The sequence below is a fragment of the Paenibacillus sp. FSL W8-0186 genome (genome assembly GCF_037969765.1).
Classification (GTDB): Bacteria; Bacillota; Bacilli; order Paenibacillales; family Paenibacillaceae; genus Fontibacillus; species Fontibacillus woosongensis.
On the sequence record NZ_CP150207.1, the window covers coordinates 908,378 to 934,719 of the forward strand.

Here is a 26,342-nt window from a genome sequence, read left to right on the forward strand (position 1 = left end):
CATGTTAATATGGTATGAACATAGAAATGCAGAAAGTTCCAATACCTTTTAACTTTGAACAAAGCGGGTGGAAAACAGATGGGTCTTGGAAATTCCTTCTTGATGAATTTGGCTATGTTGGTTACCGTCGCTTATTTAGCGAATGTTTTATATAAGTATTGGTTTTTGAAAACGCCGCGCAGGATCAATTACGTTTTATCCGTGCTGCTTATGATTTTTTCCGGTTGGATCTGCATGAGGTTTGGCTTCAAGCTGAGCGACAATGTCATCTTCGATCTGAGGTTCGTTCCCCTTCTGATCGCTACAGCCGTATATTCGCAGCCACTTACGCTAGTGGTCATCGGCTTTGGAATCGGCTTGGTCCGGTTCACGTTTGGCGTGACTGAGGCTGCCCTCGCCGGATTTTTAAATTTGACGATTCTGGGCATCGTGTGCGCCGGAATCAACATATGGATGCAGAGAAGCAATTTTCGCTTCGTTATTAAAGGCGCGATCGCCATACTGATCGTCAATGCGGTAAATACGATTAACATTGCTGTATTCGGCGTAATTCCATTCCGAAAGTACATGCTGGAAATTATGCCCGTCGTGCTGCCGCTCGGCATCGTCTTAAGCATCGTATTCGCCATGATGCTGCGTGATTTCCAGCTGGACCGCCGCCGCTCAATTGAGCTTAAGCATGCGAACGAACTGCTGCAGAGCCAGACGGAGGAGCTGCAGAAAGCGAAGCTGGCGCTGGAGGAACGGGCACAGCAGCTTGCGCTCGCTTCCCGATATAAGTCGGAATTTCTGGCGAACATGTCCCATGAGTTAAGGACACCGCTCAACAGTATTATCAACTTGGCGCAGATGATCTCGGAGAATTATCCTGAGAAAGATTCAGGCTCTGCGGATTATGGACGAATCATCTACAGATCGGGGCAGGAGCTGCTGCAGATTATTAATGATATTCTTGATTTGTCGAAGGTGGAGGCGGGGCGGCTGGAAATCGTCCAGGAGGAAGTAAACGTAAAGGAGCTGCCGCAGCTGCTCTATTTACAGTTCGAACAGACGGCCCGGCAGAAGGGAGTAGGCTTCGACATCAGCACAGCTTCCGACTTGCCGGCTACGATCATCTCTGATCCCCAACGAATCGGGCAAATATTGCGCAATCTGCTCTCCAACGCTTTTAAATTTACGGACAAAGGTAATGTCAGGATGGAGATATACAAGGTACAAGCGAATGCGCGGGGCAGAGGTGAATATATCGCGTTTGCCGTGAAGGACACCGGGATCGGGATTCCGCCGGACAAGCACAAGGTCATCTTTGAACCGTTCCATCAGGGGGACGGCTCCATCAGCCGCAAGTATGGGGGGACAGGGCTTGGATTGCCGATCAGCAGGCATTTGGCTTGTCTGCTGGGCGGATGGATCGATATGGAGAGCCAAGAAGGCGAAGGAAGCACCTTTATACTCTACCTGCCTAGGTCTCCGCATGTGCAAGCATCCGGTTTGCCTCCAGCTGCCGAGGATAAAGCGATGTTTGCCGGACGCGGCATATCCGGTTAATATTTATACTAGATCAATGAGAAAGGTTGGAATAGATGATGGAAAAGCAAGTATTATCTACAACGGCAGCACCTGGAGCGATCGGGCCGTATTCGCAGGGAGTAGTCATCGGCGATCTCATATATACCTCCGGGCAGCTTGGCCTCGTTCCGGAGACCGGACAATTCGCGGAGGGAGTGGAAGCTCAGACGGCTCAAGCGCTGAACAATGTGAAAGCGATTCTTGAGGCGGCGGGAAGCGGCCTGGACAAGGTCGTGAAAACGACAGTATTCTTAAAGGATATGAATGATTTCGTAAAGGTAAATGAAATCTACGGCTCGTTTTTTGCCGAGCCTTATCCGGCACGCAGTGCGGTTGAGGTTGCCCGTCTTCCGAAGGACGGCTTGGTCGAGATCGAAGTTATTGCACTGAAGTAATACTGAAACAGGCAGACCCGATACCGTCTTCTGTCCAAAGGTCACGTACATTACCTGGGTTATCGCAAGGGATGTAAGTGGCCTTTTTTTAAAAATGCCGGTCAATCCCGCTCTCGCGAACGCATAAGTCCAATCCACAGCGCATACAGCAATAAAATGAAGGCGAGGACGGCAGCGGTCATGCTGAGTCCAGGGATGCTCTTCTGTTCAATGGCAATGGCCGCATAAGCCCAGACGAATACCAGCGGCAGCACACCATCGCGGGGGCGGAGGGTTATTCCGATAGCAGCAGCGGTGCCTGCGGATAGCAGGATAATCCCTGCTGTTTTGGGATTCAGGTTTATCCCGAGACCTCCATGGAAGAGAATAACAGCGAGATTAACCAGCGTGGCCACGCAAATCCATCCAAAATAAATGCTGAATGGCAGCCGGAGCAGCCAAGTCTCTCCAGAAGTTGGCGTATAGACGTAGCGGGTCTTGGCATAGATGACGGCAAGCGATAGAAGCAGGGCGAGCATGGCGGCAAAGGATAATGCGATATATTGATACTGCCATAAGAATACCCAGGCCATATTAAAAATACAGGACAGGATGAACCAATAGGAAATGGCCAGCACGGAATCCTGTCTTCCGGTATTTCTTCGCAGCTGATATACGATATATCCGGCTAGCAATAGATAGATTAGCGCCCAGATCATAAACGCGTATCCGGCCGGCGTGATGGGGGTATGATATTTGTCGGATAATTGCCCGGTGGTCATCCCGCCCATCGGAATCGCCATGGCCAAATAATTGACGCCGAGGACGGCCGCATAGAACAGCGCATTCCACCAGCGGAAGGCATTGTTACGAAACATATATATACCTCCTGCGATGCTTGATTTAGAAATGAACCTAGGATGTAACCAAGTAGTGTTTATGATATGAATATACCCAATTAGCGCGAATGATATCAGGCGGTGTGTTATCATATTCATTGGATGCCGATCACCTGGCGAAGCGTTTGAGAATGGCCGGGTTATGGGCAAAATGGATCAGAGGAAAATGGAATAGAAACGACGGGAGATCACCATGAATCAACGTCTTTATGCGATATGGCTGGGAGAGGTATTGTTCTGTTTCTCGGGTGAAACATCCGAATCTAAGATTGATGCCTGGGCAGCCTCGCTGCGCAGACTGGAGACGGCAGAAGGGAAGCGGCCATTTCAACAGGCCGCGCTTCGGCTCGCCGAAGTGCGTTATCCAGCTTCCGCTGGAAGAAGCGCCTTTAAATCCGGCGAACGGAGGGGACTGATAGGGCGAACGCTGGAAGGGCTTGCCCTGCCTGTTCAAGACGCATGGCCGCTGCTGCTGGGCTGGAACGAAGCCCAGATAGAGGCGCAGGGATTTTTGCCTGGGCAAGAGCTGGAATTTTGGAGCAAGGCGGCAAAGTTTGCGCTTGAGCTCATGATGAAAGGGCGGATAGCCCCCGGCATGGCAGAGGTTCCACTGACCGGGAACCGGCGGCCGAAAGGCCAAGCTTCTGCAAAAGCGCTATGGGGGCCGAAGCTTGGCGAGCCTGTGGATGAAGAACGGTTCAGGCTGTTGGCTGGAAGCATGCCGCCGATCTGCCTGGCTGCCGTCCAGTTTGGGGGAATGCAGGAGGAGGACGTCGAGGCAAGGCAAATTGCAGTGCTCTACTCTTTTATGAGCGCTGTTCTTGACCATGAGGTTCGCAAAGCTGTCGGCGGATTGGGTAGAAAGCTGAATGCGAGCCGGGCAGATTATCGCCGGGGCACCTCTCCGCTGGCGGAGCTATGGTGGAACGGCCTGCTCGCCGCCGTGCCGCACGGGGACATGCAGGGTACGGTCTCGGAGCTGGCTGAGCTGGCTGAGGGCATCAGGGATGCCGGCGGGGGCGAGCCGAAAGTTCAGTACGAGGATGATGAAGGGCGGAGCCCGGGAACATTCCGTTTATGCTTGCGGCTCGAACCGGCGGAAGAGGTGGCGGCAATGCCCGCCTGGCGCCTGTCATTGTGGGCTGAAGGCGTCGAGGATCCTGGCGTTCTGCTGCCCTATGGGCTGATATGGAGCTATCCGGAGCAGGATATCGAGATTCGCGGCAGGGTATATCACGGTGCTGGCGAGCAGCTTTTGCACCGGCTCGGCAAGGCGGCCAGGCTCTCCCGGGGAGTAAGGAAAGCGATGGAATGCCCGCGCCCGGAGGGCACGCTGCTTCAGCCGGAAGAGGTATACGCCTTGCTAAGCAAGGAGGTAGCCCAGCTTCGCAGGCATGGCATTACGGTGCAGATGCCCTCCCGCTGGTCGAAGGAGGGGCGCCGGGCTGCCGGGATTAGACTGCGGACGGAACAGTGGGGAACGCCTTCGGAATCCGGGCAAGGGCCAGGTAGTACGCCGCGGCTGGGAGTCGAGCAGCTTGTTGCTTACGAGGCGGAGGCGGTGTTCGGCGGAAGCCCCTTGTCCGAAGAGGAGCTTAACGAACTGGCCGCGTCCAAGTCGCCTCTCGTTTTTTTTCGCGGGGAATGGGTTGAGATCGATGTAAAGGAAATCCGCCAGGTGCTGAAATTCATGAAGCGCTATAAGACCGGAGAAATGAGCTTCCGTGAGCTGATGCATCTGACCGTGCAGGAAGAAGGCAGCTATTGGGACGGCCTGCCGATTGAGCAGGTGGAAACCGCAGGCCTGCTGTCGCTGCTGCTGGAGGGGCATTCGGTGCGCGGCATGGATGACAGGCCGGTTCCCCGCTTGCTGCGAGGAACCTTGCGGCCCTATCAGGAGCGGGGCTACCGCTGGCTGGTTATGATGCGGCAGCTCGGCTTCGGGGCTCTGCTCGCCGATGATATGGGACTGGGCAAGACGGTACAGGTCATTGCGGCGCTGCTTGATGGAATCGAGGCTGGAACGGTGCTGATCATCTGTCCGACGTCACTGCTGGGCAACTGGCAGAAGGAGCTGTCGAGGTTCGCGCCTGAACTGAAGCTGCACATTCACCATGGCAGCGGCCGGCTGCACGGAGAGGAATTCCGGGAGGAATGCGCCAGGCAGCAGGTTGTGCTGACGACTTACCCGCTGGCCGGGCGGGATATGAAGGAGCTGCAGTCGGTTGAATGGGCGTCGATTGTACTTGATGAGGCGCAGTACATTAAAAATTACGGTACCAAGCAGGCACAGAGCGTAATGAAGCTGAACGCCCCGCATCGGATTGCAATGACGGGAACGCCGGTTGAGAATCGGCTCAGCGAGCTGTGGTCCATCTTTCAGTTCCTGAATCCCGGCTATTTGGGCGGCCAATCCTCATTCAAATCGAAATATGCCGGGAGCAGCGAGCAGCAGCCTGCGGAGCTGGCAAGGCTTCGCCAGCTGATTGCGCCGTTTCTGCTGCGCCGGCTGAAGAGTGATCCGGACATCCGCAAGGATTTGCCGGATAAAATTGAATTGAAGTCCTATTGTCCGCTTATGCCGGCGCAAGCCGAGCTGTACCGGGAAGCTACGGAGGACTTGCTTGGGCGGATCGCGGGCAGCACCGGCATAACCCGCAAAGGGATCGTGCTGTCTACGCTTACCCGTCTGAAGCAAATCTGCGATCATCCGCTGCTGGTGACCGGCGCAAAGGAAACAAGGCCAAAGACAGAGGCATCCGGCAAAATGGAGCGCCTGCTCGAGCTGCTGGATTTGATTATTGACAATAACGAGGCCGCGCTTATTTTTACGCAGTATGTGCAAATGGGCAAACTGCTGTGCGAGGCGCTTGAACTGAAGTACGGCATGACTCCCGCTTTTCTTCACGGCGGAGTCAGCAAGGCGGAGCGGGACCGCATGGTGGAGGATTTCCAGCAGGGAGGCGGTGCCCCGTTCTTCGTACTATCGCTCAAGGCTGGAGGGGTTGGCTTGAATCTGACGCGGGCCAATCATGTGATTCATTATGACCGCTGGTGGAACCCGGCTGTGGAGAATCAGGCGACCGACCGGGTGTTCCGCATCGGACAGAAGCGGAATGTCGAGGTTCATAAGCTGATTTGCCAAGGGACGCTGGAGGAGCGGATTGACGAGCTGATCGAGCGCAAAAAATCGCTGTCAGAGCAGGTCGTCGGCTCCGGCGAGCAGTGGCTGACGGAGATGTCGAACGAGGAGCTGCAGCATCTGATTGAGCTGCAGCAATAAATCTGCGAGGAGGGGCGTGCAGGACGATGGAACAGCCTATGGACAACAAGGTTGTGGCGGCCGGTGTGCAGATCGAGCCGGAGCCGGGCGGCTGGAGAATCACGATTCCAGCCGCCGGGGAAGGCACAGAACAGCCCGCTTGTTCTGTGCTGCTGCTGGAAGCAGACGCGCCCGGCCCAGGCCGGCGTCTGCTCCAGGCTCTTGCGCAGCAGCCGCTCAAGCTGGCTGCGCTGCAGGAGGCCGGCGCAACGTCGATCGCCGGCCTCCTGCCCAAGACTCCGCCGTGGCAGCCGGCGGAGGGCCCCCCGCGCAGCAGCTGCAGCTGCAGCTGCGCGGAAGAGCCGTGCGGCCATGCAGCGAAGGCCGCACGCGCGGGCGCGGCAGCATGGCGCGCGGCCACGCCCGAGCAGCGGTTAACGCTGCTCGGCTGGACGCGCGAGACGCTGCTCGCGGCAGTGCTGGCGGCATGGGCAGAGGCGGAGCCCCTGCCCGATGCCGCCGAGGCCCTGCGCGCGGCGCTGGGGCCTCAGCAGGAGGAGGCCCGCGCCCGTGCGGGCGGGCCGAGCATCGCCGAGTGGCTCGCGGAGATGGCGGAGCAGGGCGGCCTGCATGCCCCGGGCCCGCAGTTCCACGACGTCCAGATCCAGCTGGACGCCGTGGAACCCCCGCCCCCGGACGAGGATGCCGAGGCCCTGGCCAAGCTGCTCCCCGGCGTGCGGGGCGCAGCTAAAGGCCTCGGCCTTGTACGCGAGGGCGTCATGCAGCGGGCCGAGGAGCTGGCGCGCCAGCTGCGGCATAAGCCTCGCTAGGCCACAGCCAAGCCTGGCGGGCGGCAAGCCCCCTTACGCGCCAGCAAAACAGGACAGCCGTCAAGGTTCCACTCCTTGACGGCTGTCCTGTTATATATCCCGGCTTATCCCGGGCTCGGGAAGAGACGCTTCGGCGGCGCCCATGATCTCTCTTCGCAGGCCGTGCATCTTCTTGTCGAGCGCATCGGCGGCTTTGGCCGCTTCCGTCAGCTCTTGAACGACGTGCGGCGGCACCTGCTTGTCATATTTGTAGAACAGAATATGCTCCATGCTGGCCCAGAAATCCATAGCCAGCGTGCGCATTTGAATCTCCACCTTCATCCAGCGCTGTCCCTCGAACAGCGTTAGCGGTACAGCAACGATCACATGGAGGCTCTGGTACCCGTTCGGCTTTGGCTTAGCGATATAGTCCTTGATCTCAATGATCGTAAGATCGTCGCGATGGCGCAGATGATCCAGCAGCTTGTAAATGTCCTTCACGAACGAAAAGACGATACGCATGCCGGCGATATCGTGAATTTTGTTCACCATATTATCAACGGTCATTTCGAGACCCTTGCGTTCCAGCTTGTCGAGTATGCTCTTCGGTTCCTTGATCCGCGTCTTGATATGTTCGATCGGGCTGTACCCGTTCAAAATTTTCCACTCGGTCTGAATCAGCTTGATCTTGTTCTTCAATTCATCCAGTGCGAGCTGATACAGCGTAGGAAGCTTCTTCCACTCCTCCAGCTTGCGCAGCTGGTCGTCTCCGATTTCCCATTGATACAACTCCCGCAAATCCAGCTGATTTAACAGGGCGCCTTTATCGTTAGCATCTACTCTGTCCAGGATAATCTACTCCTAAGCTAAAAAAATGGTTTCGTACGTTTCGTACTGCTCCCTTATTGTACCTTGAACGCCCTGGCAAAATCAAAGCGAATCATTTGTTTAGGGGACTTTTTCCGTTATAGCCGGGATCGTCATAATCAGAGTTATGCAGCTTGCCAAGGACGCCCAGACCGATGATGGACCGGCGGGTTTGTTCATCGCCGTACTGGTATAGCAGCGTATAGACCTCTATCATCCGAGCGTTAAATTGTTCTGTAGCATCGTCATGATCCGCGGATTTATAAGGGACCGGTGCGCGCCTGAACGTATAAATGTCCTCTTCTGACAGCTCCGCAATTTTGTCGCTTAGTTTGGCGAAATCTTCTTCGTCCAGCAGCACTCTGAATTCCGTGGAGTCCTGGTTAGGCGCTTCCTGGATGCTGCGGTGAGCGACGGATACATAATAGGGCTTTCTTCCTGTTTTCATCCGAAATTCCCCTCCAACCTCATTTTTCATTCGATTAATGTCTTTATACACAATGGTTCTGCAGCTGAATCAAAGGGAGGATTGGGATTTTCACTGGGCCGCCAAATCTGTTATGATAATTACGATTTCACAGATTGCGCAGTCAGCAAGCTGTTTAATAACAGAGAAGAAACATCCAAGCATTCCCGGCGAACGGGACAATATAGCACAACCACATCAAGGAGTCGGGGAACACGGGAGGAGTATGTCATGAAATTTTTACAGCGGATTAAAGATGGTGCGGGCAAGGTAACCGATAAGGCGCAGAACGCGGTCGAAATCGGACGCTTTAACACGCAGATCAATAATATTGAGCGTGAAATGGGCTTATACTTTCAAAGAATGGGCGAAGTATTCTACGAAGGATACCGTAATAAAGACATGTCGTTAGCGGAGAAGGAAATGATGGATCTAGCGAAAACCTGTGATCTGCTCGCCGAAGAACGGGATGAGATCCGGTGCAAAATCGCTGAGCTTAGAAACGAGCGCCTGTGCTCTTCCTGCGGCAAAGTGGTTACGGAAGAGGCGCTATTCTGCCAATACTGCGGACATAAATTGGGTAAGGCGAATAAGCCGGCGCAGGTTCGCATGGAAGCGGACGAGGAGGAGTCTGAGGCTAAGAACGAGCGGCTCAGCGATCCGCTCGCCCTGCTGGAAGAAGGTGCGCTGTTCAGCCATCTCGGTCAAGAGGAACCTGCCCGGTATGAAGAGGCCGAGCCGATTGATCCCGAGGAGGAAGAACGGCGGCTGCGGGAGCTGGAGCGGGAGCGCGAGCGCCAGGAGGAGCTGGATCGCCGGATTAGAACATGGAAAGAGAATGTGAAGCTGACGGAGCATGTCGCGGCAGCGAAGGAATCTCTGCGAGACGAGGCGAGCTGCCAAATATGTTCGGCGACGCTGGTAAAGGGAACGAAATGGTGTCCGCACTGCGGCTCAGAGCAAATTTAAGCAGGCCGGGACTGGCCGTCTGGCCAAAAGTTCACCGAGTTGTTATAAATGATGCCTGCTGCAGGGACATTTGAACCGTAGTAAATAGTAGGCGCCAGTCCGGATGGGGACGGCAGCTGCAGGGAAAGCTGTAATTGCGCCTCTGCTTACTATGTTACTTTTAGGAGTGTGGACACCATGGAATGTATCGTTCATTTTGAAGTGGAATACAAACAAAAGACCAAAGAGCTTCGCGGACTTATTTTCCTCGATAAGGGCAAAACGCCAACGGAGCAGGATTTTCTATCGATGTTCGGGGATATGGGGTACAAGCTTCGGCTTGCCGACCAAGAGAACTTGGTATTTTTGCCGACCGAGCCGAGTGCGGAATACCAGAAAGTCAGGATCCGCCGGCTGGATACCGGAGAAGAGAACTATCAGACGGACGGAGAGTTGAAATCGATCATATCGAATCTGCTTCCAAAGGATACGCGCCCCATCTAAGCGGCGCCAAGCGCCAGGAAAACGCTTATCTGTAAAATATTTGACCAATCCACGAAATACCTCTTTATTTCTATTGATTGTATGAGTTATACTACTAATCATTGTAGAGATAGTTTTCGACAAGATTCTTCATTAGCTTCTCGTATATGTGCAGGAATCGGCCTGCATGTTTCTACCTGATCACCGGAAATGATCGGACTACGGGGAGAATTCGTATTGCCGTGCCAAGGGCGGTTATTTGAGGTTGGCTCCTGACCTATACTTTGACCGCAGTTTGGCATGTCATCCCTGCATTAGGGCGAATTCTGCCAGGAGGTCCATTTCCCAGCCTTTGGGAACTGGGCTTTTTTTTATTCCGGTTAACGGTAACGGCATAATGAAGAGGATAGGAGACCAAGATAATTCAAGGAGGAAGAGAGATGAAGCTGCTCAAAGATAAGGTGATGGCGGAAGGGATCGTCCTGAGCGATCAGGTGCTGAAGGTGGATTCCTTTCTGAATCATCAGATGGATCCGGTGCTGATGAAAGAGGTTGGCGCCGAGTTTACACGGAGATTTGGCGATGAACGGATTACGAAGGTGCTGACGATTGAATCCTCGGGCATCGCGCCAGCGATCATGACATCTCTGGAACTGGGAGTGCCGATGATCTTTGCCCGCAAACATAAATCACTTACGCTGCGGGATAATATTCTGGTTGAGAAGGTCTACTCTTTTACGAAAAAAGAGAGCAACGAGATTACCGTGTCGAAGAAGTTTCTGAGCTCGGAGGACCGCGTGCTCATTATTGATGATTTCCTGGCTAATGGGGAGGCCGCCTTTGGCCTTGCCCGGATTGTGGAGCAGGTTGGCGCCAGCGTAGCTGGTATTGGCATCGTCATTGAGAAATCGTTCCAGCCTGGGGCAGGACTGCTCAATAAGGCCGGATACCGGGTTGAATCCCTGGTGCGCATCGCTTCATTGGAGAACGGTGCCGTTTCTTTTGTGGATTAATAAATAGACCAGATACGATATGGGGAGGAAAAGATATTTTTATGGAGCGGGAAGCCATTTTTCAAAGAAATAGACATCCATTCAAAACCTTATCGCTAGGCATTCAGCATGTGCTGGCGATGTATGCGGGCGCGGTTATCGTGCCGCTGATTGTCGGCAATGCGCTGCAGCTCAGCCATGAACAGCTTACGTATTTGATCGCTATCGATCTTCTGGCCTGCGGCGTAGCTACGCTTCTCCAGGTGTGGGGCAACCGCATCTTCGGGATCGGGCTGCCGGTTATGCTAGGCTGTGCGTTTCAGGCCGTGTCGCCGATGATCGCCATCGGTTTGACCGACGGGATGGGCGTATCGGCCATCTATGGGGCGATTATCGCTTCCGGGCTGTTCGTGTTCCTGTTTTCCGGATTGTTCGGTAAATTGATAGCCTTGTTCCCTCCAGTGGTTACAGGCTCCGTGGTGACGATTATCGGGGTGACCTTGATTCCGGTAGCATTGACGGACCTGGGAGGCGGCAATCCGGGGACGAATCCCGAATTCGGAAGCCCCTTGAACCTGTCGCTGGGCTTTGGCGTGCTGCTATTCATTATTCTGATGAACCGCTTTGCCAAAGGGTTTCTGCGTTCTATTTCCGTCCTGCTCGGCCTCATTGCCGGCACGATTGTCTCCGCGCTTGCGGGCGGTGTGAATCTCAAGCCGCTTCAAGAAGCGAGCTGGTTCCATATGCCCCAAATGTTCTATTTCGGGGCGCCGACATTTCACGCGTCAGCCATTCTGACGATGATTCTGGTTGCAATCGTTAGCGTTGCCGAATCGACCGGCGTATTTATGGCGCTTGGCAAAATCGTGGATAAGGATATTACATCGAAGGATTTGGCCCGCGGTTACCGGGCCGAGGGATTGGCGATCGTTCTGGGCGGATTGTTCAACTCCTTCCCATACACGACATATTCCCAGAACGTTGGACTGATTCAAATGAGCCGGGTCAAAACGCGCGATGTGATCGTCGTTGCCGGCAGCTTGCTCGTGTTGATCGGCTTCGTGCCGAAAATCGCCGCGCTGACCCAGCTTGTCCCGGCTTCCGTCCTCGGCGGAGCGATGATCGCCCTGTTTGGACTGGTACTGTCCTCGGGCGTACGCATGCTGGGGGATCAGGTAGATCTTAACCGTCATGAGAACCTGCTCATCATCGCCTGTTCAGTAGGCATGGGTCTCGGCGTTACCGTCGTGCCGGAAATTTTCCAGCGCGTGCCGGACTGGCTTCGCATTCTTGTTGACAACGGTATTGTTGCCGGCAGCTTCACCGCCATCGTGCTGAATCTGTTGTTTAACGGCTTCCGGGGGCATCAAGCCAAATCGGCACCTACACCAGGACAGCAGCCGACGGCGGCTGATGAAGCAGCTTCCGCGTCGGCACTATAACATCTATTAGCACGGGGCATGGTTTGTTCCGGCAAATGTAAGAGAATGACCAAGCCTGTGAAGGCTTGGTCATTTTTTGATCTCGGTCGTGAGCTTAAAACGGTTCGGCGCTGCTCCTACATCCGGTTCAACTGCTTCTCGGCAAGCTCGCCGATCCACGGCAGCTTAAGCCACTTGCCTTGCAGAGACGTCAGCATCAGCAGGAGCCAGAGCGCGATTCCAAGCGCGCTTAGCAGCAGCCCCACTACGATGCCGATCAACGGCAGGAAGCCGGCAGCGGCATGGGCGATCATGAGCCCGGCGAACAGCATCACGGATTGAAGCGCGTGAAAAAGCACGAAGCGGCTTCTTTTCTCTACCGCCAGGAATACGACGCCGCCGACAAAAGCGAACAGATAGCAGAGGAAGGCCGCTACATTTTCATACAGACCCGTTGAGGATTTGAAAGGGGACATGAGCATCTACCTTCTTTCTGTCAGTCAAATAAAGGGAATGGGACGGGTTCCCTGTCTCAATAGACAGTGTATGACGAGCCTGCTGTTTACAGAACGGATTGACATTAAAAATAGGATTGGCATATACTATATTACAATGCAAGATAGTTGGGGGATATGTTATGAACTTGAACTCTATGACTTACCTTGCAGTATAATATGCTACTCCCTGCTATCTTGCTTAACAAGTTAGTTGAATTTCTAAAAACTGCCGAACAGCCGGACTGTCGAATTACAATGTCGAGCTAACTGGAATGGTTGAGCTAACTGGATTGGAGAAATGATACATGACGACCTACAGCCAAATGCTAAAGGGCATTCTAGAGGGCTGCATATTGGCCTTGATGGAGAGAAAAGAGGTTTATGGGTATGAGCTTACGACATTGCTGGAGCAATCGGGCTTGTCGTTTGTTAGTGAAGGGAGCATCTACCCGCTGCTGCTGCGGATGCAGAAGGAAGGGCTGATCTGCGGTGAGTTACGGCAGGACGGGGTGTCCGGCGGACCGCCCCGGAAATATTACCGATTAACGGATGAAGGCGTGCAGTCGCTGCGGCAGTTTCGGAAATCCTGGGATGGGCTGCGGCAAAGCGTGGATCACGTACTGACGAAAGGAGCTGGCGGACATGAAGATTAATCAGATGGCAGAGGAGAATAACCGGCTGAGAGCGCAAATGACACCAGAGAATGAGGCGTATTTTGATAATATGGTTGTTTATTTACGCTCAAGCCGAGTCGATCAGGCTGAGGCAGAAGAGCTGCTTCTAGAGACGGCTCAGCACATGCTCGAGGCCCAGCGGCATGGGAAGACTGCTGCGGAGGTATTTGGAGAGGATCCGGAGCAGTACTTCCGAGAGCTGCTGGAACATTTGCCTAAGAGAAGCCTGCGGGAGGCGATATCGGAGTATGCGATGATCCCATGGATCGCCTTAACCTGGATGTTTGCGGTGCAGGCCTTGTTCGGCTTCATCGCCATGGGATTTGGGAACAAGACGGGTGCCTTCAACCGAATCAGCCTTTTTTCTGTGCTAATGCTGGTCTTTGCCTCGATTGCTGTAATTGAATTGGTGTTGAGGGTGCTGAAGCGCGATAGCGTCAAGCCGGTTGGTAAAGGGCGCGGCTTCAGTCTGAAGATTGCCGCGATTTATGGCGTCTATCTGGCGGCAGTCATATTAGCGGCAGTCTATTTGCACGATAAGCTGCCTGTTATTGAAGCAGCGCCATGGGTAAGCCTGGGGTTGTTCATCGTTGGCCTTCTCGGCCAGAAGTTTATTTTCATGCGAAATAATTCATGATAGCAACGATATTGTCGTTTTGCCTACAGCAGGGAGATCGACGTGCTGCCGGCCAGCGAGGAGGCAGGTGTGAACCACTGCTCGATAATGTCGCTGACGATCGTTTTGGCAGCCTCGGGTCTGCGCACAAGATCGATCTCCCCGTAAACATGGGCTAACCGCTCCTCGTTTAAGAGAAGCCCATCGATTTGGCGGATCAGGGTGCCTGGATCGTTCGCAATATGGGCGATTCCTTTGCTCTCTAAATACAGGGCGTTATTCAGCTCCTGGCCTGGTACAGGGCGGTACACGAAGATGGGAAGACGGCTGACAAGCGCTTCTGAGAGCGTAATTCCGCCCGGCTTCGTTACGATACAATGGCTCAGCTGCATTAGCTGGGCTATTTCGCTAATATAGCCGAACAGGTGGAAGTGCGGGTGCTGTCCGAGCTCCTGATCCAGCTTGCGGTGGAGCTCTTTGTTCCTTCCGCAGACGGCGATGACCTGATAGTTGTCTTTAGCGAGCAGTGTCTCGCAAATATCGCGGATGCCCTGCATGACGCCGAACGCCCCGGCCATGATCAGAATTGTTCGCCTCGAGGGATCGAGCCGGCAGAGCTGCTCTGTTGCCATATTGGGACTGCGACCGAAATCAGGCTTTAGCGGAATCCCGCTGACCAGCACCCGTTCCGCCGGAATGCCGCGTCTTACGAGATCCTGCATCAACTCCTCCGTAGCTACGTAATAACGATCCACGCCAGGGTGAACCCAGCGTCCGTGCAGGTCAAAATCGGTAACGATGTTGATCAGGGGGAGCTTCAGTCCCGTTTTTTTCAGCAATTTCGGCATGGCCAACTGGGGAAAAGTATGAATGATAAGGTCGGGCTCAATGCTGGAGATGGCCTGCTCAAGCTTCCTCATTCCGAGGGAATTGAGTACGCTCAACAAAGATGTATCCGGCTGCAGGTCCTTTGTGGCATTGTAGACCCAGCCATAGAGTAATGGCATCGTTTTGAAGCTCTGCATATATACGAACTTGGTCATTTCGTTCAGCAGAGGATGCGCCTCTGCCATCAAGTCCAGCAGTTCGACGTCCGTAATCCCCGACCGATGAAAGCTTGCTTCAAGGGCTTTGGAAGCCTGATAATGCCCCTCGCCATAGCTGGCATACATAATCAATACTTTGGGCGAGCCTGAGAGCATAGCTAAATCCCTCCCGATGAACTTAAGAATTGGTTATTCAGAAAATAAAGAATTCTAGTATTGCGGTTAGCTGTGCTTCAATGCAGGCATAATGAACTTTTCCAGCAGCGGCCTGGGGTTCTTCCAGCGGTTCAGATCGCTGGCCGCCGTAAATACGACAACGGCATCGAGCGAAGGGATCACATTGATTTGCTGTCCTCCATGCCCATGGGCATAGGCGAATGGAATCCCGTTTGCTTTGGTCGTCCACCAATGATAGCCATAACGGCCATAGCCGGGACTCTCTGGGGCTAAAGGAGTCATTGAGCGAGTCAGCCACTCGGCAGAGAGAAGCCGCTCGTGCTCCCATACGCCGCCCTGCAGGCAGAGCAGGCCGATCTTCGCCATGTCCCGTGCCGTTAAATGAAGTCCGATATGACCCATCGAATGGCCTTCGGGACTGGCGCTCCACGAAACATTTTCAATGCCGAGCGGACCGAACAAATATTTCCCGGCATACTCCGCCGCGCTCAGCCCTGTCCATTCCGTCAGCAATACGGAGAGAAGATGGCTATCTACACTACAGTATTGAAAGGTCCCGATTTTATGCTGCTCGATAGGGAGATGCATAATGTATTTTGTCCAATTTCGGCTCTGGTGCAAGCGATGGATGAGCGCTTCTCCCATTTTAACACCGGTTTTCCAATGAAATCCAGAGGTCATTGTGAGCAAATGACGCAAGGTTAGTTGTTCCCAGAGCGGATCCAGCGTCCGGTCAGCGTATTTCCGCAAATGTGCAGCGATGGGTTCATCGAGCTGCGGAAGGTCTCCCCGGTAGCTGGCAACGCCTAGCAGAAGGGAAAGGATCGACTTGGTGGCCGACCTTAAATCATGAAGGTCGTTCGACTCAAATCCGTTATAATAACGCTCGGTGAGCACGGCATCCTGCCGGGCTACGATGAAGCTGTGCATTTTAGGGAACCGTTGGATGATTTCTTCGTCCGCGGCACGAAACAGGCTGGCAGCCTCCTTGCTTGGAGCAGGGGGAGTGCAGTGTAAGCCAGCGGTGTGAGCCTTGGCAGAAGGAGCGGTAATGCTGCTGATGGACTGCATGTCATTTTCTCCTTTACTCAGTCTTATATATTTATTGTAACCAGAATTAAGGATAAGCAATAATTTTGCCGATTGTATAAGTATGCTGGGTTCTGATATTTTTCAAAAAAGGTGTGCGTATGGAAGAAAGCTGTAAGGCCTGAGCTGAATATGTTACAATATAAGAGATAGGAGGTTATTCCATCAAGTCTGCGGATTGTCCGGACTACTTGGACATGTGTGGTTGCCAGCTTGATTAAACAGGAATTTCTATGGGTATGTAATAGTGTCAGGTGCCTGCCGAGAAGGCGTAATGCAGCCCAAGACTTCATGAATCAACATCACTTTTCGGCGTTCTCGAAATCGGAGCATTAATTACAAGCGTTCTGGGAGGGAATATGTATGGCAACGAAAGGTCACAATGAAGTAAAGGAAAGTCTGCGGGAGATGACCCGGATATATAAGCCGAAAGACCCGAAAAAATTCGTAAAGGAATACGTCCGGAAATATCGCATCATGGGCGGCTATGAAGAGGAATTAACGGACTTGGTTGAACATGAAATGGGCAAGCTCAATTCAGTCAACTCGTCTGTATCTTGACCCTTCCTGCCGAGTGTCAAGCACTTGCAGTCGTTCATTTAATTAGGAACAATGGATATCCGTCTTGCAGCGTCATGCCGCAGGGCGGTTTTTTTCTGCTTGTTCCTACATATATTATAACAACGCTTATTAACGGGGTGTTAAAGCTCTCGAGAGGGGACGGAAATATTGAAAATCAACCTGAAGACGAAGGAAGAAATATTAAAAATCCGGGAAGCCGGCAAAATCCTTGCCGAGTGCCACGGCGAGCTTGCCAGCCGGATCCGCCCGGGAATGACGACGCTGGAAATCGACGAATGGGTGGAGCAGTACTTGGCTGGCAGAAAAGCAACGCCGGAGCAAAAGGGATACCGGGGGTACCCGTTTGCAACCTGTGCTTCGGTGAATGATGTTGTCTGCCATGGCTTCCCGAACCATCGCCAGCTCCAGAACGGCGATATCGTCACCATTGACATCGTCGTGAACAAGAATGGCTGGCTCGCCGATTCAGCCTGGTCTTACCGCATCGGAGAGGTTAGCGTAGAAGCTGACCGGCTGCTGACCGCCACGCATAAAGCCTTGGAGAAAGGCATCGCGCAGGCTGTGGCGGGCAACCGCGTGGGAGACATCAGCGCGGCGGTTCAAGGGGTGGCGAGAGAAGCAGGCATCGGCATCGTAAAGCCGCTGATCGGGCACGGCATTGGCCGGTCCATGCATGAGCCCCCGGATGTGCCGAACTTTGGGCGCGCCCATACCGGACCGCTCTTGCGGGAGGGGATGGTCATCACGGTAGAACCGATCCTGACCTCCGGCGACACGGGCGCCGTCCTGTGGGACGATGACGGGTGGACGATCCGTACGGCCGACGGAAGCTTGGGCGGGCATTACGAACATACGATAGCGATAACAAAAGGAGCTCCCGTCATCCTTACTTCTTTGTGAAGAGGACGTGCGATGGCGGGGCTTTTTTCTCAAGATATAACAAGGCATCCGTATCCGATTCGGTACCTCATTACCCTTTACGCCAAGATAAACTAGCATCAAACAGCGGTCTGTCTTCCTTGAATTTACGTCGAGAACGATTGCCTTATATCACTGGCTTCCCGAAGGCCAACAGGTCTCAGGCTAAACTGGAAGGAAGGCGGAATCCAAGGAGCGGACCGCACGCAGGGAGCAAAGGGATTTGTGATGGAGATGTTGGCAGAGATGGATACAAGTGCGGGTATAGTCTCAAGTTCAGTTTCAAGTGCGGATACAAGTCTAGGCACAGATACAAGTAGAGTTACATGCACAAAGCACAGTTTCAGGTACAGATAGAAGTAGAGTCACAAAGCTCAATTATAAATACAGCATAAAGTGTGGTAAGGGTACAGATATGGGTAAAGGTATGGGTAAGTATATAGTTAACGGGGTGGGAGTGCGGGTAGGGGCGAAACTGTAATCTATCGCAGCCGTTAAAATTGTCCTCGTCGAGTCGCCATCAGTAGCAACTAGAATGGGATTGCAGATTAGAATACCTTCTGGATATCACAACAATCTAACCCAAACGGCAGAGATGTCGTTTTTTTTGATTTGTGGCTTTTACTTTTTGTCGCTGATCCTTATTCGATCATTTGCTAAGTGCTGCGGTGATAAGGTCGGGTGATAAGCACATTCGGACAAACCCATGATGTACTTCGAAAGAGACCTGCAACGGGTAGCCTGAATCTAACGAATCTCATTAGCGTTATTTGTACATATTAGCTATTAATTTAAATCTAACGAATCTAAGTCACCTTATTTGCGGTTTATTTTCCTATTGGAGTGGTTAAGCATGAAATAACGTTACATAGCTTCGTTACATTTTAACGGTGGCTCTTTTTAGGTAAATAGCGCTCGTGAGATTCGTTAGAATGCCACGTCCCGTATTTCGGACATAGCACCTCGTGTTTTGTGTTCCGTTCACGACCGGCCTGGTACCTCGTGTCCCGATTTCACACTCCGGCCTAGCGCTGCGTGTCCGGTGACCAACCGCACGTCCAATCTCGTTCCGGCCGACTATCGTTCGGGTCCCGTGTCTCGTTCAAGGCCTTACGTTCTCGTTCCGATCACACTATCGTTGGTGTTTTGTTCTCGATTAACGACCTAAGCCCATGCCGCGTGTCCCATCCGGATCCCGATTTCGCTCTTGAGCCCCGAATTTGAACTCGAGCATCCTGATCTCGATCTCGATCGATCACCGATCACCGATCCCGGATCCCTCGAGCCCTGATCTCAGTCCAGCTCTCCGCTTCACAGGCCGATCTCGGTCAAGTCCCCGTCTAGCCACAATCACGGGAGCACGGAGGTTCGGCGGAGCAGTTTGCCACTTGCTGCCAGCGGGGATTGCTCGATAGCCAGAGGCTTGGAGTTTTTTTGATCAATTGTGACAAGAAATTCGCTGAAATGTCGAAAATGGTTCAAAATGATTTGGCCGAGGGCAAAATGGGAAAGCGCCTCTCACAGTCTAGCGGCAAGAAACGAGGCGCAGGGGGAAACAGAAGGGTGGAAACGCTCGCAAACCTTGTTATGGCGGGCTTTTTCAGACATTTGAACAATTTGTGAACTCCCTTGATCTCATTGACAAAAGAGGGGTTCACTCTTATATTTAATAAGTGATTGTTTTAATTGACAGGATTGCAGTTTCCGTGCTAGGGCAGGAAAGTTTTTCCCCGGGCAAGGGAAAAAGCCTGTAATCATCGGAAGAATACGTAAAAGTGGGGTAGATCAATGATGAAACGGTGGAAGGCTGGGAAAAGGCTTGTTCCTTTGTTTGTTGGGCTGACGTTCTTACTGTCCGCTTGCGGTCGCGAAGACTTGTCTGCACTCAGACCACAAGGCCCGGTAGCACAAGGACAATTCGATTTGATGAAGCTGGCGATTACGATCATGCTCTCCGTGCTCGTAATTGTATTCGGTATTGCGGCCTATGTACTGATTAAGTTCCGTCGCAAGCCTGGGGATAAGGAGATGCCGAAGCAAGTGGAAGGAAATCACCTGCTGGAGATCATCTGGACAGGGATTCCGCTGATTCTCGTTCTCGTCCTTGCTGTAGCGACGGTACAGAAAGTGTTCGCTTATGGGGAGAACTATTGGGAGGATAAGGATGCCGTTCGGGTAAAGGTAACCTCGCATTTGTTCTGGTGGGAGTTCAATTATCCGGATTACGACATTACGACGGCTCAGGATTTGATTATTCCTACGAATAAGAAAATCGCTTTTCAATTGAAGACTGCAGACGTCATTCACTCCTTCTGGGTGCCTTCACTTGGAGGAAAGACGGATACGAATACCGAGGGGACGATTAACACAGCTTGGCTGGAGGCCGAGAAAGAAGGCGTTTACCTCGGGAAGTGTGCGGAGCTGTGCGGGCCGTCCCATGCCTTGATGGAATTTAAGGTGAAGGCGGTAAGCCAGGAATCGTTTGATAATTGGGTAGCCGCAATTAAGCAGCCGGTTGAGCCGATCCAGGATCCTGCACTTGCTGAAGTGTTCAAGACGCAATGTCTGAGCTGCCATGCGGTAGGGGATCAAGGCGGGCCGATGGGGCCGAACTTGACGGGTATCGGAAACCGCGAGACGGTCGCGGGCATCCTGATCAACGAAGAAGGCTCGAACAAACCGTTCCCGGGCAAGCCGGTTAAAGACAATTTGATCGAATGGTTGACCAACCCGCAAGAAGTCAAGCCGGGTAACCATATGCCTTCTCCTAAGGAAGACCTTGGGCTGACGGACGAAGAAATTGAAGGAATTGCGGAGTATTTGGCTAACGTCAAGCTGAATTACTAATTTCAGATTATCAGACGGCATTGATGCACAGGACTTTAAAGGGGGTACAAACCTTGGCTCACGCTCACAGTGTCAAGCGGCACAAGGGTTTGATGGATTGGTTGACAACGGTTGACCATAAGAAAATAGCCATTCTGTATTTGATTGCAGGGGGCTTCTTCTTTGGAATAGGCGGGATCGAAGCGCTATTGATCCGCGTCCAGTTATGGAAGCCAATGAATACGTTTGTAACTGCTCAGCAGTTCAACGAATTGATCACGATGCACGGAACAACAATGATTTTCCTTGGGGTAATGCCGATTATTTTTGCGATCATGAATGCGGTAATCCCGCTGCAAATCGGGGCTCGCGACGTCGCGTTCCCATTCTTGAACTCGCTCGGTTTTTGGACATTCCTGTTCGGGGGATTGCTGCTTAACCTCAGCTGGTTTATGGGAGGCGCTCCGGACGGAGGATGGACGGCTTATGCCCCTCTATCCTCAACGACATACAGTACGACGCACGGCGTCGACTTCTATACCATTGGTCTGCAAATTGCCGGTCTCGGTACGCTCATCGGGGGGATTAACTTCCTCGCGACGATCATTACCATGCGCGCTCCAGGCATGTCCTTCATGCGTATGCCGATGTTTACCTGGACGACATTCGTTACATCGGCAATGATTTTGTTTGCTTTCCCGGCGATTACTGTCGGTTTAGTACTTCTCAGCTTCGACCGGATTTTGGGAGCTAACTTCTTTAACGTTGCAGGCGGGGGCAACCCTGTTCTCTGGCAGCATATATTCTGGATCTTCGGGCACCCTGAGGTTTATATCCTCATTCTGCCTGCGTTCGGGATTATTTCTGAAGTTGTGAGTACATTTTCACGCAAGCGCCTGTTCGGATACAGCTCCATGGTATTCGCGACCATCCTGATTGCCTTCCTGGGCTTCATGGTATGGGCGCACCATATGTTCACGACAGGTATGGGGCCGGTTGCTAACGCGCTGTTCGCTATTGCGACGATGCTGATTGCGGTTCCTACAGGAATCAAAATCTTTAACTGGCTGTTTACGATGTGGGGCGGACAAATTACATTCAACACGGCGAACCTGTTCGCCATTGGATTTATTCCAACCTTTGTAATGGGTGGAGTAACCGGGGTTATGCTCGGATCTGCTCCTGCGGACTATCAGTTCCACGATACTTATTTTGTTGTAGCGCATTTCCACTACGTTATCGTAGGGGGACTTGTTCTAGGATTGTTCTCTGGCCTGCATTACTGGTGGCCGAAAATGTTTGGTCGGGTATTGAACGAAACGCTTGGAAAAATCGAATTCTGGACGTTTATTATCGGGTTCCACTTGACCTTCTTCCTGCAGCATTTCCTAGGCTTGGTCGGAATGCAGCGCCGCGTATTCACCTACTTGCCTAACCAGGGCTTTGATCTGATGAATATGCTGAGTACAGTTGGTGCGTTCCTGATGGGTGTAGGGGTTATCCTATTCCTGGTCAATGTCGTGATTACGGCAAGAAAGCCTGTCGGAGTTGAAAATGATCCTTGGGGAGACGGCCGTACCCTGGAATGGGCTATTCCGTCGCCGCCGCCGGAGTACAACTTCAAGCAGCTTCCGCTCGTTCGCGGTATTGATGCATATTGGAAAGAGAAGATGGCTGGAAATAAGGAGATGACTCCTGCTGAACCGGTGGGTTCGATTCATATGCCATCGCCGACGATTATTCCGTTTGTCATGTCTGTGGGTCTGTTCATTGCCGGCCTTGGCTTTATGTTTACGACGGATGATTTCGGCAATAGCTTCCTGAATTTCTTGTTCAACAACTACATCGTAGTTATTATCGGTTTAGGCATCACCTTCGGCTCGATGATCGTTCATTCCCTGTACGACGATGCAGGATGGCATATTGAACCAGAAGAAATCGATGGGAAGGGGGCAGAAGCATGACCACTCTTCATGCAGAGCAAGCTACAAACAAGCTCCCCCATGAACCGGAGAAGGCAACGTTAGAAGGCCGCAATAAAATTTTAGGCTTCTGGCTGTTCCTTGCAGGGGAAGCGGTTCTGTTCGGTACGTTATTCGCAACATTTTTGACGCTGCGGAATCAAGTGGCTGATGGACCATCAGCCTCCGAGCTGTTCAGCCTGCCGATTACCGCTGTTGCGACGCTGATCCTCCTAGTGAGCAGCTTGACGAGCGTATTCTCGATTCAGGCCATGCACCGGGGCAACGTGAAGTCGCTCTTAACTTGGCTGACGGTTACGGTATTGCTGGGTCTAGGCTTCCTGGGCTTGGAAATCTATGAGTTCTATGAGTATGTTACTCATTATGGATATGGCATGACGACAAGTGCTTTCAGTTCCTCGTTCTACACACTCGTCGGATTCCACGGAGCGCACGTTATTTTCGGTATCTGCTGGATTTCGCTTCTGATCGGGCAAGTTGCGAGAAAAGGACTGACGGTAGTCACTGCACCGAAGATTTATGTTTCGGCGATGTACTGGCACTTCGTTGACGTCGTTTGGGTATTTGTTTTTACGGTAGTTTACCTGCTTGGAAAGGTGGTAGGCTAAACGATGGTCAATCAGCATAACAACGAAGGTTCAATGGTGAAGCATCGGCACCGGCATGAAGGACCTCAGAAGCATGTCGTGGCCTTCATATTCTCGATCGTATTGACCGCAATCGCATTTGCGACGGTAGCGGCAGGGGGCGTGAACACAGCTTTTACGGTCATCCTGCTGATCGCGATGGCTATTCTTCAAGTACTCGTTCAGCTTGGCTATTGGATGCACTTGAAGGATAAGGGACATATGATTCCGATCATATTCATGGCTGGAGGATTTTTTGTCGCCGGGCTGTGTATTATTGCGGCGCTTTACTGGATGTGGTGGTAAAATAAAAAGAGGCGGGCTTGTATATAAGCCCCCTCTTTTGTATATTATGGGGTTAGTTCACAATTTGGACAGATTTCCAAGCGGCGGAGGGAGTTTTTAAATTGCTGGGATTACAATATTTTAGTTTTAGTGATGTTTGGAGTCCCGTATTGATGTCATTCATGCTGTTAATTACAGCAGGCTATTTCTTGATTGTAGGCCCGCTTAGCGAAAGGTTCCCTCATAGCGAACCGACTTCGGCGGGCCGCAAAGTGATGTTCGTTGCAGGGATGTTCTTGATGCACTTGGCCCAGGGGGGACCCGTCAATTTGCTTGGACACACGATGTTCAGCTTCCATATGCTGAGCATGGCCTTGTCCTATATCGTTGCTCCGCCGCTGCTCATGTTAGGAATACCGCCATGGATTTGGCGTTCGTTCGTACGTTTTTTTGAACGGACTCCGCTGAAGAAGCTGAAATTCATGGTTCATCCCGTCGTTTCTGCCGTCTTATTTAACGGATTGTTCTCAATCTACCATCTCCCCGTAGTTCATGATTATGTTATGCTTAACTTTGGGGTTCACCGCCTGTATTATTTAGTCCTGTTCATTGCAGCGGTACTGATGTGGTGGACGTTCGTCAGTCCGATCCCGGAACGCGCGACTCCGCAAGGTTTGAAGAAGCTTGGCTTCATTTATTTGAACATGGTGCTGCTGACGCCGGCCTGCGGTCTGATCATCTTCGCCAGCGAGCCGCTTTACGCTACGTACAGCGATCCTAATATATGGGCCCAAGCGATGGGCTACTGCGTACCCGGCGGAGACCCGGCGGCGCTGCTAAGCCAATTCGGCGGGCCGGAGTTTTTCGGTTTTCTGGAGACCCGCGTAGATCAGCAGGTCGGCGGAATCCTGATGAAATTTATACAGGAGCTTATTTTTGCGTCGATGCTGGCCTATGTATTCTTCCAGTGGTACCGGCAGGAGAATAAAGAGGACGCAGAGGATGAGCTGATCGCTGATGTGCCCCCGCATGAATTGAATCAGGCGTAAGATCAATAAGACAATTGGAGGATGGAAATGGACCTGTTTACCCTATTCCCTACGCTAAGCACCTCTTTTATCGTTATTAGTGCCATTTTGGTAGCCATTGGCTGGGGACAGATTATTAAGGGCAAAAGAGAAGCCCATAAGAAAACGATGATCGCGGCGGCGATCGCGGCAATCATTTTCTTTATTATCTATACGTCACGTACGGCCTTTATCGGCAACACTGCTTGGGGCGGCCCGGAGTCGCTTAAGCCTTATTACCAGACGTTTCTTATTTTCCACATTGTTCTGGCGACAGTGGCTGCCGTATTCGGTATCACGACCTTGACGCTCGGCTTCAAGGAGAAGTATGCAAAGCATCGCAAGTGGGGCAAAGTTACGTCGATCATCTGGTTCTTCACAGCCATCACCGGGGTAGCTGTGTATGTATTGCTGTACGTACTGTATCCTGGCGGTCATACGAAGCCGGTATGGGATATTCTGCTTGGCACATAAGGAAGAAATGGCAAGGCCTCGATCTTGAGCGGTATGCGCTTGAGAACGAGGTCTTTATTTTTTTCCAAAAAAGGGATTGACGCATGAAAATGACCCGTATATACTGTATATAATGATATACACAGTAAGCACACATATATACACACTGAACATAAAGGATCGTCAAGATCGCAAATATAATTCTAAACCGCGAAGAAAGGTTGATGAGTTTGAACAACACCTGGAAAGACGCATGGGTCATTTTTAAAAGAGATTTAAGGCTGGATCGGCTCTACTTGTTTTGGAACGTTCTTTTTATGATATATATGGCAGTTGCAATCGGCGCGCTGGCGACTCCATCGCCCAGAGCAGGAGCATACTTGGATCCATTGCAGGATTTTATGTTTTTCGTATTAATTCCTATCACCGGGTTCTATTTCTCCAGAAGGTCTTTTAACTACCTTAAGGAAGATTCGTATACCCGCATGCTGCAATACTACCGGACGCTTCCCATCCCTGCGATTACGGTGATGCGCGGGCGGATCATTCAGCTGCTTACGGCGACGCTGTTTAATGGCCTGCTGTTTTACCCGGCTTATTATTGGCTTTCGGGATTCACCAGCGACTGGCTTACCGATGTAGGGAGGATGCTCGCCTTCGCTTTGACATGGACCGGATACCTCCTATTCATCAACGGAATATATATTTACTTTGAATTTCTCAGTACAGGCCGCAGATATCTCTGGATCAGTACTCTTATCGCGCTCGCAGCAGGCCTCGTGGCATTTCTGATTCACTGGTTTGACGGGAATGCACTCACATACACCCTGGAGCAGTCCAAGCGGTATTCACTCCTATCGCCTGTGATGTGGGGAATGTTGATCCTTGGTGGATTATCCTTGGCTCTATTTTGCAAAATGACGCTAAGCAAGCTGGGAAAGAGGGACTTGATATGATCGCGGAAATGATTTCCGACAGGGATAAGCCGGAGGTGAGACAGAAAGGTGTGGATCCCCATTCAAATCAATGAGAATAGTGCGGAGCCTTTATATTTTCAAATTGAGACGCAGCTGCGTTCTCTCATCGTAAGCGGGCAGATTGAAGAGGGAACGCTGCTGCCCTCTATTCGGGAATTCGCCAGCAGCTTAAAGTGCAGCGTCATTACCGTCCGGAGGGTATACCAGGACCTGGAGAATGAAGGGCTGCTGCTTACCAAACAAGGAACGGGCACCTTTGTAGCCCGGGTTGGACATAACGAGAGGAGTGAATACCGCCGAATGGTCGTGCAGGAAGCCGTCGAAGCCGCCGTAGAAGCGGGCTTATCCGTGCAATATAGCGAGGAGGAGCTGAAGGCTCTATTTCTGGAAATCATTAAGAACAAATACCGTTCGCATACGGGGGAGGGGAGCTAGGA

26 protein-coding genes and 1 riboswitch are annotated in these 26,342 nt (G+C 52.2%); of the genes, 20 read left to right on the forward strand and 6 right to left on the reverse strand.

Annotated features, from left to right (window positions below):
* The first annotated feature begins 102 nt into the window (after positions 1-102).
* Positions 103-1,548, forward strand: coding sequence for an ATP-binding protein (locus tag MKX50_RS03790; RefSeq protein WP_339158465.1), 1,446 nt, complete (start codon positions 103-105; stop codon positions 1,546-1,548).
* Between the two features lie 38 nt (positions 1,549-1,586).
* On the forward strand, positions 1,587-1,964 hold the full coding sequence (locus tag MKX50_RS03795) for a RidA family protein (RefSeq protein ID WP_339160006.1): 378 nt from the start codon (positions 1,587-1,589) through the stop codon (positions 1,962-1,964).
* Between the two features lie 101 nt (positions 1,965-2,065).
* Here the strand turns inward: MKX50_RS03795 and MKX50_RS03800 are convergent, their stop codons facing one another.
* Entirely contained in the window at positions 2,066-2,821 is a 756-nt protein-coding gene (locus MKX50_RS03800) for a tryptophan-rich sensory protein (protein ID WP_213594895.1), read from the reverse strand.
* A 214-nt stretch (positions 2,822-3,035) separates the two neighbouring features.
* On the opposite strand from MKX50_RS03800, the gene MKX50_RS03805 reads away from it, so the two are divergent.
* Both MKX50_RS03805 and MKX50_RS03810 read left to right on the forward strand, forming a co-directional pair.
* Positions 3,036-6,125, forward strand: a complete 3,090-nt coding sequence (locus MKX50_RS03805; protein WP_339158466.1) for a DEAD/DEAH box helicase — start codon at positions 3,036-3,038, stop codon at positions 6,123-6,125.
* Positions 6,126-6,163: 38 nt separating this feature from the next.
* Entirely contained in the window at positions 6,164-6,934 is a 771-nt protein-coding gene (locus MKX50_RS03810; protein ID WP_339158467.1) for a hypothetical protein, read from the forward strand.
* A gap of 90 nt (positions 6,935-7,024) precedes the next feature.
* Here MKX50_RS03810 and MKX50_RS03815 read toward each other — a convergent pair whose 3' ends face one another.
* Entirely contained in the window at positions 7,025-7,702 is a 678-nt protein-coding gene (locus tag MKX50_RS03815) for a GTP pyrophosphokinase family protein (protein WP_230873861.1), read from the reverse strand.
* Between the two features lie 151 nt (positions 7,703-7,853).
* Complete coding sequence (locus MKX50_RS03820; RefSeq protein ID WP_155611854.1) at positions 7,854-8,228, reverse strand: hypothetical protein; 375 nt, start codon at positions 8,226-8,228, stop codon at positions 7,854-7,856.
* 249 nt (positions 8,229-8,477) lie between these two features.
* Here MKX50_RS03820 and MKX50_RS03825 point away from each other — a divergent pair, with 249 nt between their 5' ends.
* The 4 genes from MKX50_RS03825 (at position 8,478) to MKX50_RS03840 (ending at position 12,111) form a co-directional block, all read left to right on the forward strand.
* A complete protein-coding gene (locus MKX50_RS03825) occupies positions 8,478-9,215 on the forward strand; it encodes a zinc ribbon domain-containing protein (RefSeq protein ID WP_339158468.1) in 738 nt (245 codons plus the stop codon).
* A gap of 177 nt (positions 9,216-9,392) precedes the next feature.
* Entirely contained in the window at positions 9,393-9,698 is a 306-nt protein-coding gene (locus tag MKX50_RS03830) for a hypothetical protein (RefSeq protein ID WP_339158469.1), read from the forward strand.
* A 120-nt stretch (positions 9,699-9,818) separates the two neighbouring features.
* Positions 9,819-9,919: riboswitch (purine riboswitch) on the forward strand.
* 198 nt (positions 9,920-10,117) lie between these two features.
* Positions 10,118-10,690 (forward strand): xanthine phosphoribosyltransferase, encoded by a 573-nt coding sequence (locus MKX50_RS03835; RefSeq protein ID WP_213594905.1) that lies wholly within the window; start codon positions 10,118-10,120, stop codon positions 10,688-10,690.
* A 41-nt stretch (positions 10,691-10,731) separates the two neighbouring features.
* Positions 10,732-12,111, forward strand: a complete 1,380-nt coding sequence (locus tag MKX50_RS03840; protein WP_213594907.1) for a nucleobase:cation symporter-2 family protein — start codon at positions 10,732-10,734, stop codon at positions 12,109-12,111.
* Between the two features lie 116 nt (positions 12,112-12,227).
* Here MKX50_RS03840 and MKX50_RS03845 read toward each other — a convergent pair whose 3' ends face one another.
* Positions 12,228-12,566, reverse strand: coding sequence for a hypothetical protein (locus tag MKX50_RS03845; RefSeq protein WP_155611859.1), 339 nt, complete (start codon positions 12,564-12,566; stop codon positions 12,228-12,230).
* A gap of 326 nt (positions 12,567-12,892) precedes the next feature.
* Here MKX50_RS03845 and MKX50_RS03850 point away from each other — a divergent pair, with 326 nt between their 5' ends.
* Both MKX50_RS03850 and MKX50_RS03855 read left to right on the forward strand, forming a co-directional pair.
* The gene (locus tag MKX50_RS03850; protein ID WP_213594909.1) at positions 12,893-13,240 is read left to right on the forward strand and encodes a PadR family transcriptional regulator; all 348 of its coding nucleotides are present in this window, start codon (positions 12,893-12,895) and stop codon (positions 13,238-13,240) included.
* Positions 13,230-13,898, forward strand: a complete 669-nt coding sequence (locus MKX50_RS03855; RefSeq protein WP_339158470.1) for a DUF1129 family protein — start codon at positions 13,230-13,232, stop codon at positions 13,896-13,898. Before MKX50_RS03850 ends, MKX50_RS03855 begins: the two co-directional genes overlap by 11 nt.
* Before the next feature lie 23 nt (positions 13,899-13,921).
* On the opposite strand, the gene MKX50_RS03860 is transcribed toward MKX50_RS03855, so the two are convergent.
* Together MKX50_RS03860 and MKX50_RS03865 are read right to left on the reverse strand one after the other, a co-directional pair.
* The gene (locus MKX50_RS03860) at positions 13,922-15,079 is read right to left on the reverse strand and encodes a glycosyltransferase (protein ID WP_339158471.1); all 1,158 of its coding nucleotides are present in this window, start codon (positions 15,077-15,079) and stop codon (positions 13,922-13,924) included.
* 66 nt (positions 15,080-15,145) lie between these two features.
* A complete protein-coding gene (locus MKX50_RS03865) occupies positions 15,146-16,171 on the reverse strand; it encodes a serine hydrolase (RefSeq protein ID WP_213594915.1) in 1,026 nt (341 codons plus the stop codon).
* Between the two features lie 381 nt (positions 16,172-16,552).
* Between MKX50_RS03865 and MKX50_RS03870 the strand changes: the two genes are divergently transcribed.
* From MKX50_RS03870 to MKX50_RS03915, 10 genes are all read left to right on the forward strand, one after another.
* Complete coding sequence (locus MKX50_RS03870) at positions 16,553-16,750, forward strand: hypothetical protein (RefSeq protein WP_155611864.1); 198 nt, start codon at positions 16,553-16,555, stop codon at positions 16,748-16,750.
* Between the two features lie 168 nt (positions 16,751-16,918).
* Positions 16,919-17,671, forward strand: a complete 753-nt coding sequence (gene map / locus MKX50_RS03875; RefSeq protein ID WP_339158472.1) for a type I methionyl aminopeptidase — start codon at positions 16,919-16,921, stop codon at positions 17,669-17,671.
* A 1,806-nt stretch (positions 17,672-19,477) separates the two neighbouring features.
* Entirely contained in the window at positions 19,478-20,536 is a 1,059-nt protein-coding gene (gene coxB / locus MKX50_RS03880; protein ID WP_155611866.1) for a cytochrome c oxidase subunit II, read from the forward strand.
* 92 nt (positions 20,537-20,628) lie between these two features.
* Positions 20,629-22,479: a cytochrome c oxidase subunit I gene (gene ctaD, locus MKX50_RS03885; RefSeq protein ID WP_213595097.1), complete on the forward strand. Its 1,851-nt coding sequence runs from the start codon at positions 20,629-20,631 to the stop codon at positions 22,477-22,479.
* Complete coding sequence (locus tag MKX50_RS03890; protein WP_213594919.1) at positions 22,476-23,105, forward strand: cytochrome c oxidase subunit 3; 630 nt, start codon at positions 22,476-22,478, stop codon at positions 23,103-23,105. The genes ctaD and MKX50_RS03890 overlap by 4 nt, the downstream gene beginning before the upstream one ends.
* A 3-nt stretch (positions 23,106-23,108) precedes the next feature.
* Positions 23,109-23,429 (forward strand): cytochrome C oxidase subunit IV family protein, encoded by a 321-nt coding sequence (locus tag MKX50_RS03895; protein ID WP_155611869.1) that lies wholly within the window; start codon positions 23,109-23,111, stop codon positions 23,427-23,429.
* Between the two features lie 101 nt (positions 23,430-23,530).
* Positions 23,531-24,457, forward strand: coding sequence for a cytochrome c oxidase assembly factor CtaG (gene ctaG, locus MKX50_RS03900; protein ID WP_213594921.1), 927 nt, complete (start codon positions 23,531-23,533; stop codon positions 24,455-24,457).
* Positions 24,458-24,484: 27 nt separating this feature from the next.
* Positions 24,485-24,949, forward strand: a complete 465-nt coding sequence (locus MKX50_RS03905) for a DUF420 domain-containing protein (protein ID WP_155611871.1) — start codon at positions 24,485-24,487, stop codon at positions 24,947-24,949.
* A 209-nt stretch (positions 24,950-25,158) separates the two neighbouring features.
* A complete protein-coding gene (locus MKX50_RS03910; RefSeq protein WP_339158474.1) occupies positions 25,159-25,884 on the forward strand; it encodes a hypothetical protein in 726 nt (241 codons plus the stop codon).
* Positions 25,885-25,932: 48 nt separating this feature from the next.
* The gene (locus MKX50_RS03915; RefSeq protein WP_213594925.1) at positions 25,933-26,340 is read left to right on the forward strand and encodes a GntR family transcriptional regulator; all 408 of its coding nucleotides are present in this window, start codon (positions 25,933-25,935) and stop codon (positions 26,338-26,340) included.
* The last annotated feature ends 2 nt before the right edge of the window (positions 26,341-26,342 follow it).

Excerpts from the sequence above, each read along its gene's own strand:
- MKX50_RS03790 (WP_339158465.1), top strand. The coding sequence starts at position 103 with ATGAATTTGGCTATGTTGGTTACCGTCGCTTATTTAGCGAATGTTTTA.
- MKX50_RS03795 (WP_339160006.1), top strand. The coding sequence starts at position 1,587 with ATGGAAAAGCAAGTATTATCTACAACGGCAGCACCTGGAGCGATCGGG.
- MKX50_RS03800 (WP_213594895.1), bottom strand. The coding sequence starts at position 2,821 with ATGTTTCGTAACAATGCCTTCCGCTGGTGGAATGCGCTGTTCTATGCG.
- MKX50_RS03805 (WP_339158466.1), top strand. The coding sequence starts at position 3,036 with ATGAATCAACGTCTTTATGCGATATGGCTGGGAGAGGTATTGTTCTGT.
- MKX50_RS03810 (WP_339158467.1), top strand. The coding sequence starts at position 6,164 with ATGGACAACAAGGTTGTGGCGGCCGGTGTGCAGATCGAGCCGGAGCCG.
- MKX50_RS03820 (WP_155611854.1), bottom strand. The coding sequence starts at position 8,228 with ATGAAAACAGGAAGAAAGCCCTATTATGTATCCGTCGCTCACCGCAGC.
- MKX50_RS03825 (WP_339158468.1), top strand. The coding sequence starts at position 8,478 with ATGAAATTTTTACAGCGGATTAAAGATGGTGCGGGCAAGGTAACCGAT.
- MKX50_RS03830 (WP_339158469.1), top strand. The coding sequence starts at position 9,393 with ATGGAATGTATCGTTCATTTTGAAGTGGAATACAAACAAAAGACCAAA.
- MKX50_RS03835 (WP_213594905.1), top strand. The coding sequence starts at position 10,118 with ATGAAGCTGCTCAAAGATAAGGTGATGGCGGAAGGGATCGTCCTGAGC.
- MKX50_RS03840 (WP_213594907.1), top strand. The coding sequence starts at position 10,732 with ATGGAGCGGGAAGCCATTTTTCAAAGAAATAGACATCCATTCAAAACC.
- MKX50_RS03845 (WP_155611859.1), bottom strand. The coding sequence starts at position 12,566 with ATGTCCCCTTTCAAATCCTCAACGGGTCTGTATGAAAATGTAGCGGCC.
- MKX50_RS03850 (WP_213594909.1), top strand. The coding sequence starts at position 12,893 with ATGACGACCTACAGCCAAATGCTAAAGGGCATTCTAGAGGGCTGCATA.
- MKX50_RS03855 (WP_339158470.1), top strand. The coding sequence starts at position 13,230 with ATGAAGATTAATCAGATGGCAGAGGAGAATAACCGGCTGAGAGCGCAA.
- MKX50_RS03860 (WP_339158471.1), bottom strand. The coding sequence starts at position 15,079 with ATGCTCTCAGGCTCGCCCAAAGTATTGATTATGTATGCCAGCTATGGC.
- MKX50_RS03865 (WP_213594915.1), bottom strand. The coding sequence starts at position 16,171 with ATGCAGTCCATCAGCAGCATTACCGCTCCTTCTGCCAAGGCTCACACC.
- MKX50_RS03870 (WP_155611864.1), top strand. The coding sequence starts at position 16,553 with ATGGCAACGAAAGGTCACAATGAAGTAAAGGAAAGTCTGCGGGAGATG.
- coxB (WP_155611866.1), top strand. The coding sequence starts at position 19,478 with ATGATGAAACGGTGGAAGGCTGGGAAAAGGCTTGTTCCTTTGTTTGTT.
- ctaD (WP_213595097.1), top strand. The coding sequence starts at position 20,629 with ATGGATTGGTTGACAACGGTTGACCATAAGAAAATAGCCATTCTGTAT.
- MKX50_RS03890 (WP_213594919.1), top strand. The coding sequence starts at position 22,476 with ATGACCACTCTTCATGCAGAGCAAGCTACAAACAAGCTCCCCCATGAA.
- MKX50_RS03895 (WP_155611869.1), top strand. The coding sequence starts at position 23,109 with ATGGTCAATCAGCATAACAACGAAGGTTCAATGGTGAAGCATCGGCAC.
- MKX50_RS03905 (WP_155611871.1), top strand. The coding sequence starts at position 24,485 with ATGGACCTGTTTACCCTATTCCCTACGCTAAGCACCTCTTTTATCGTT.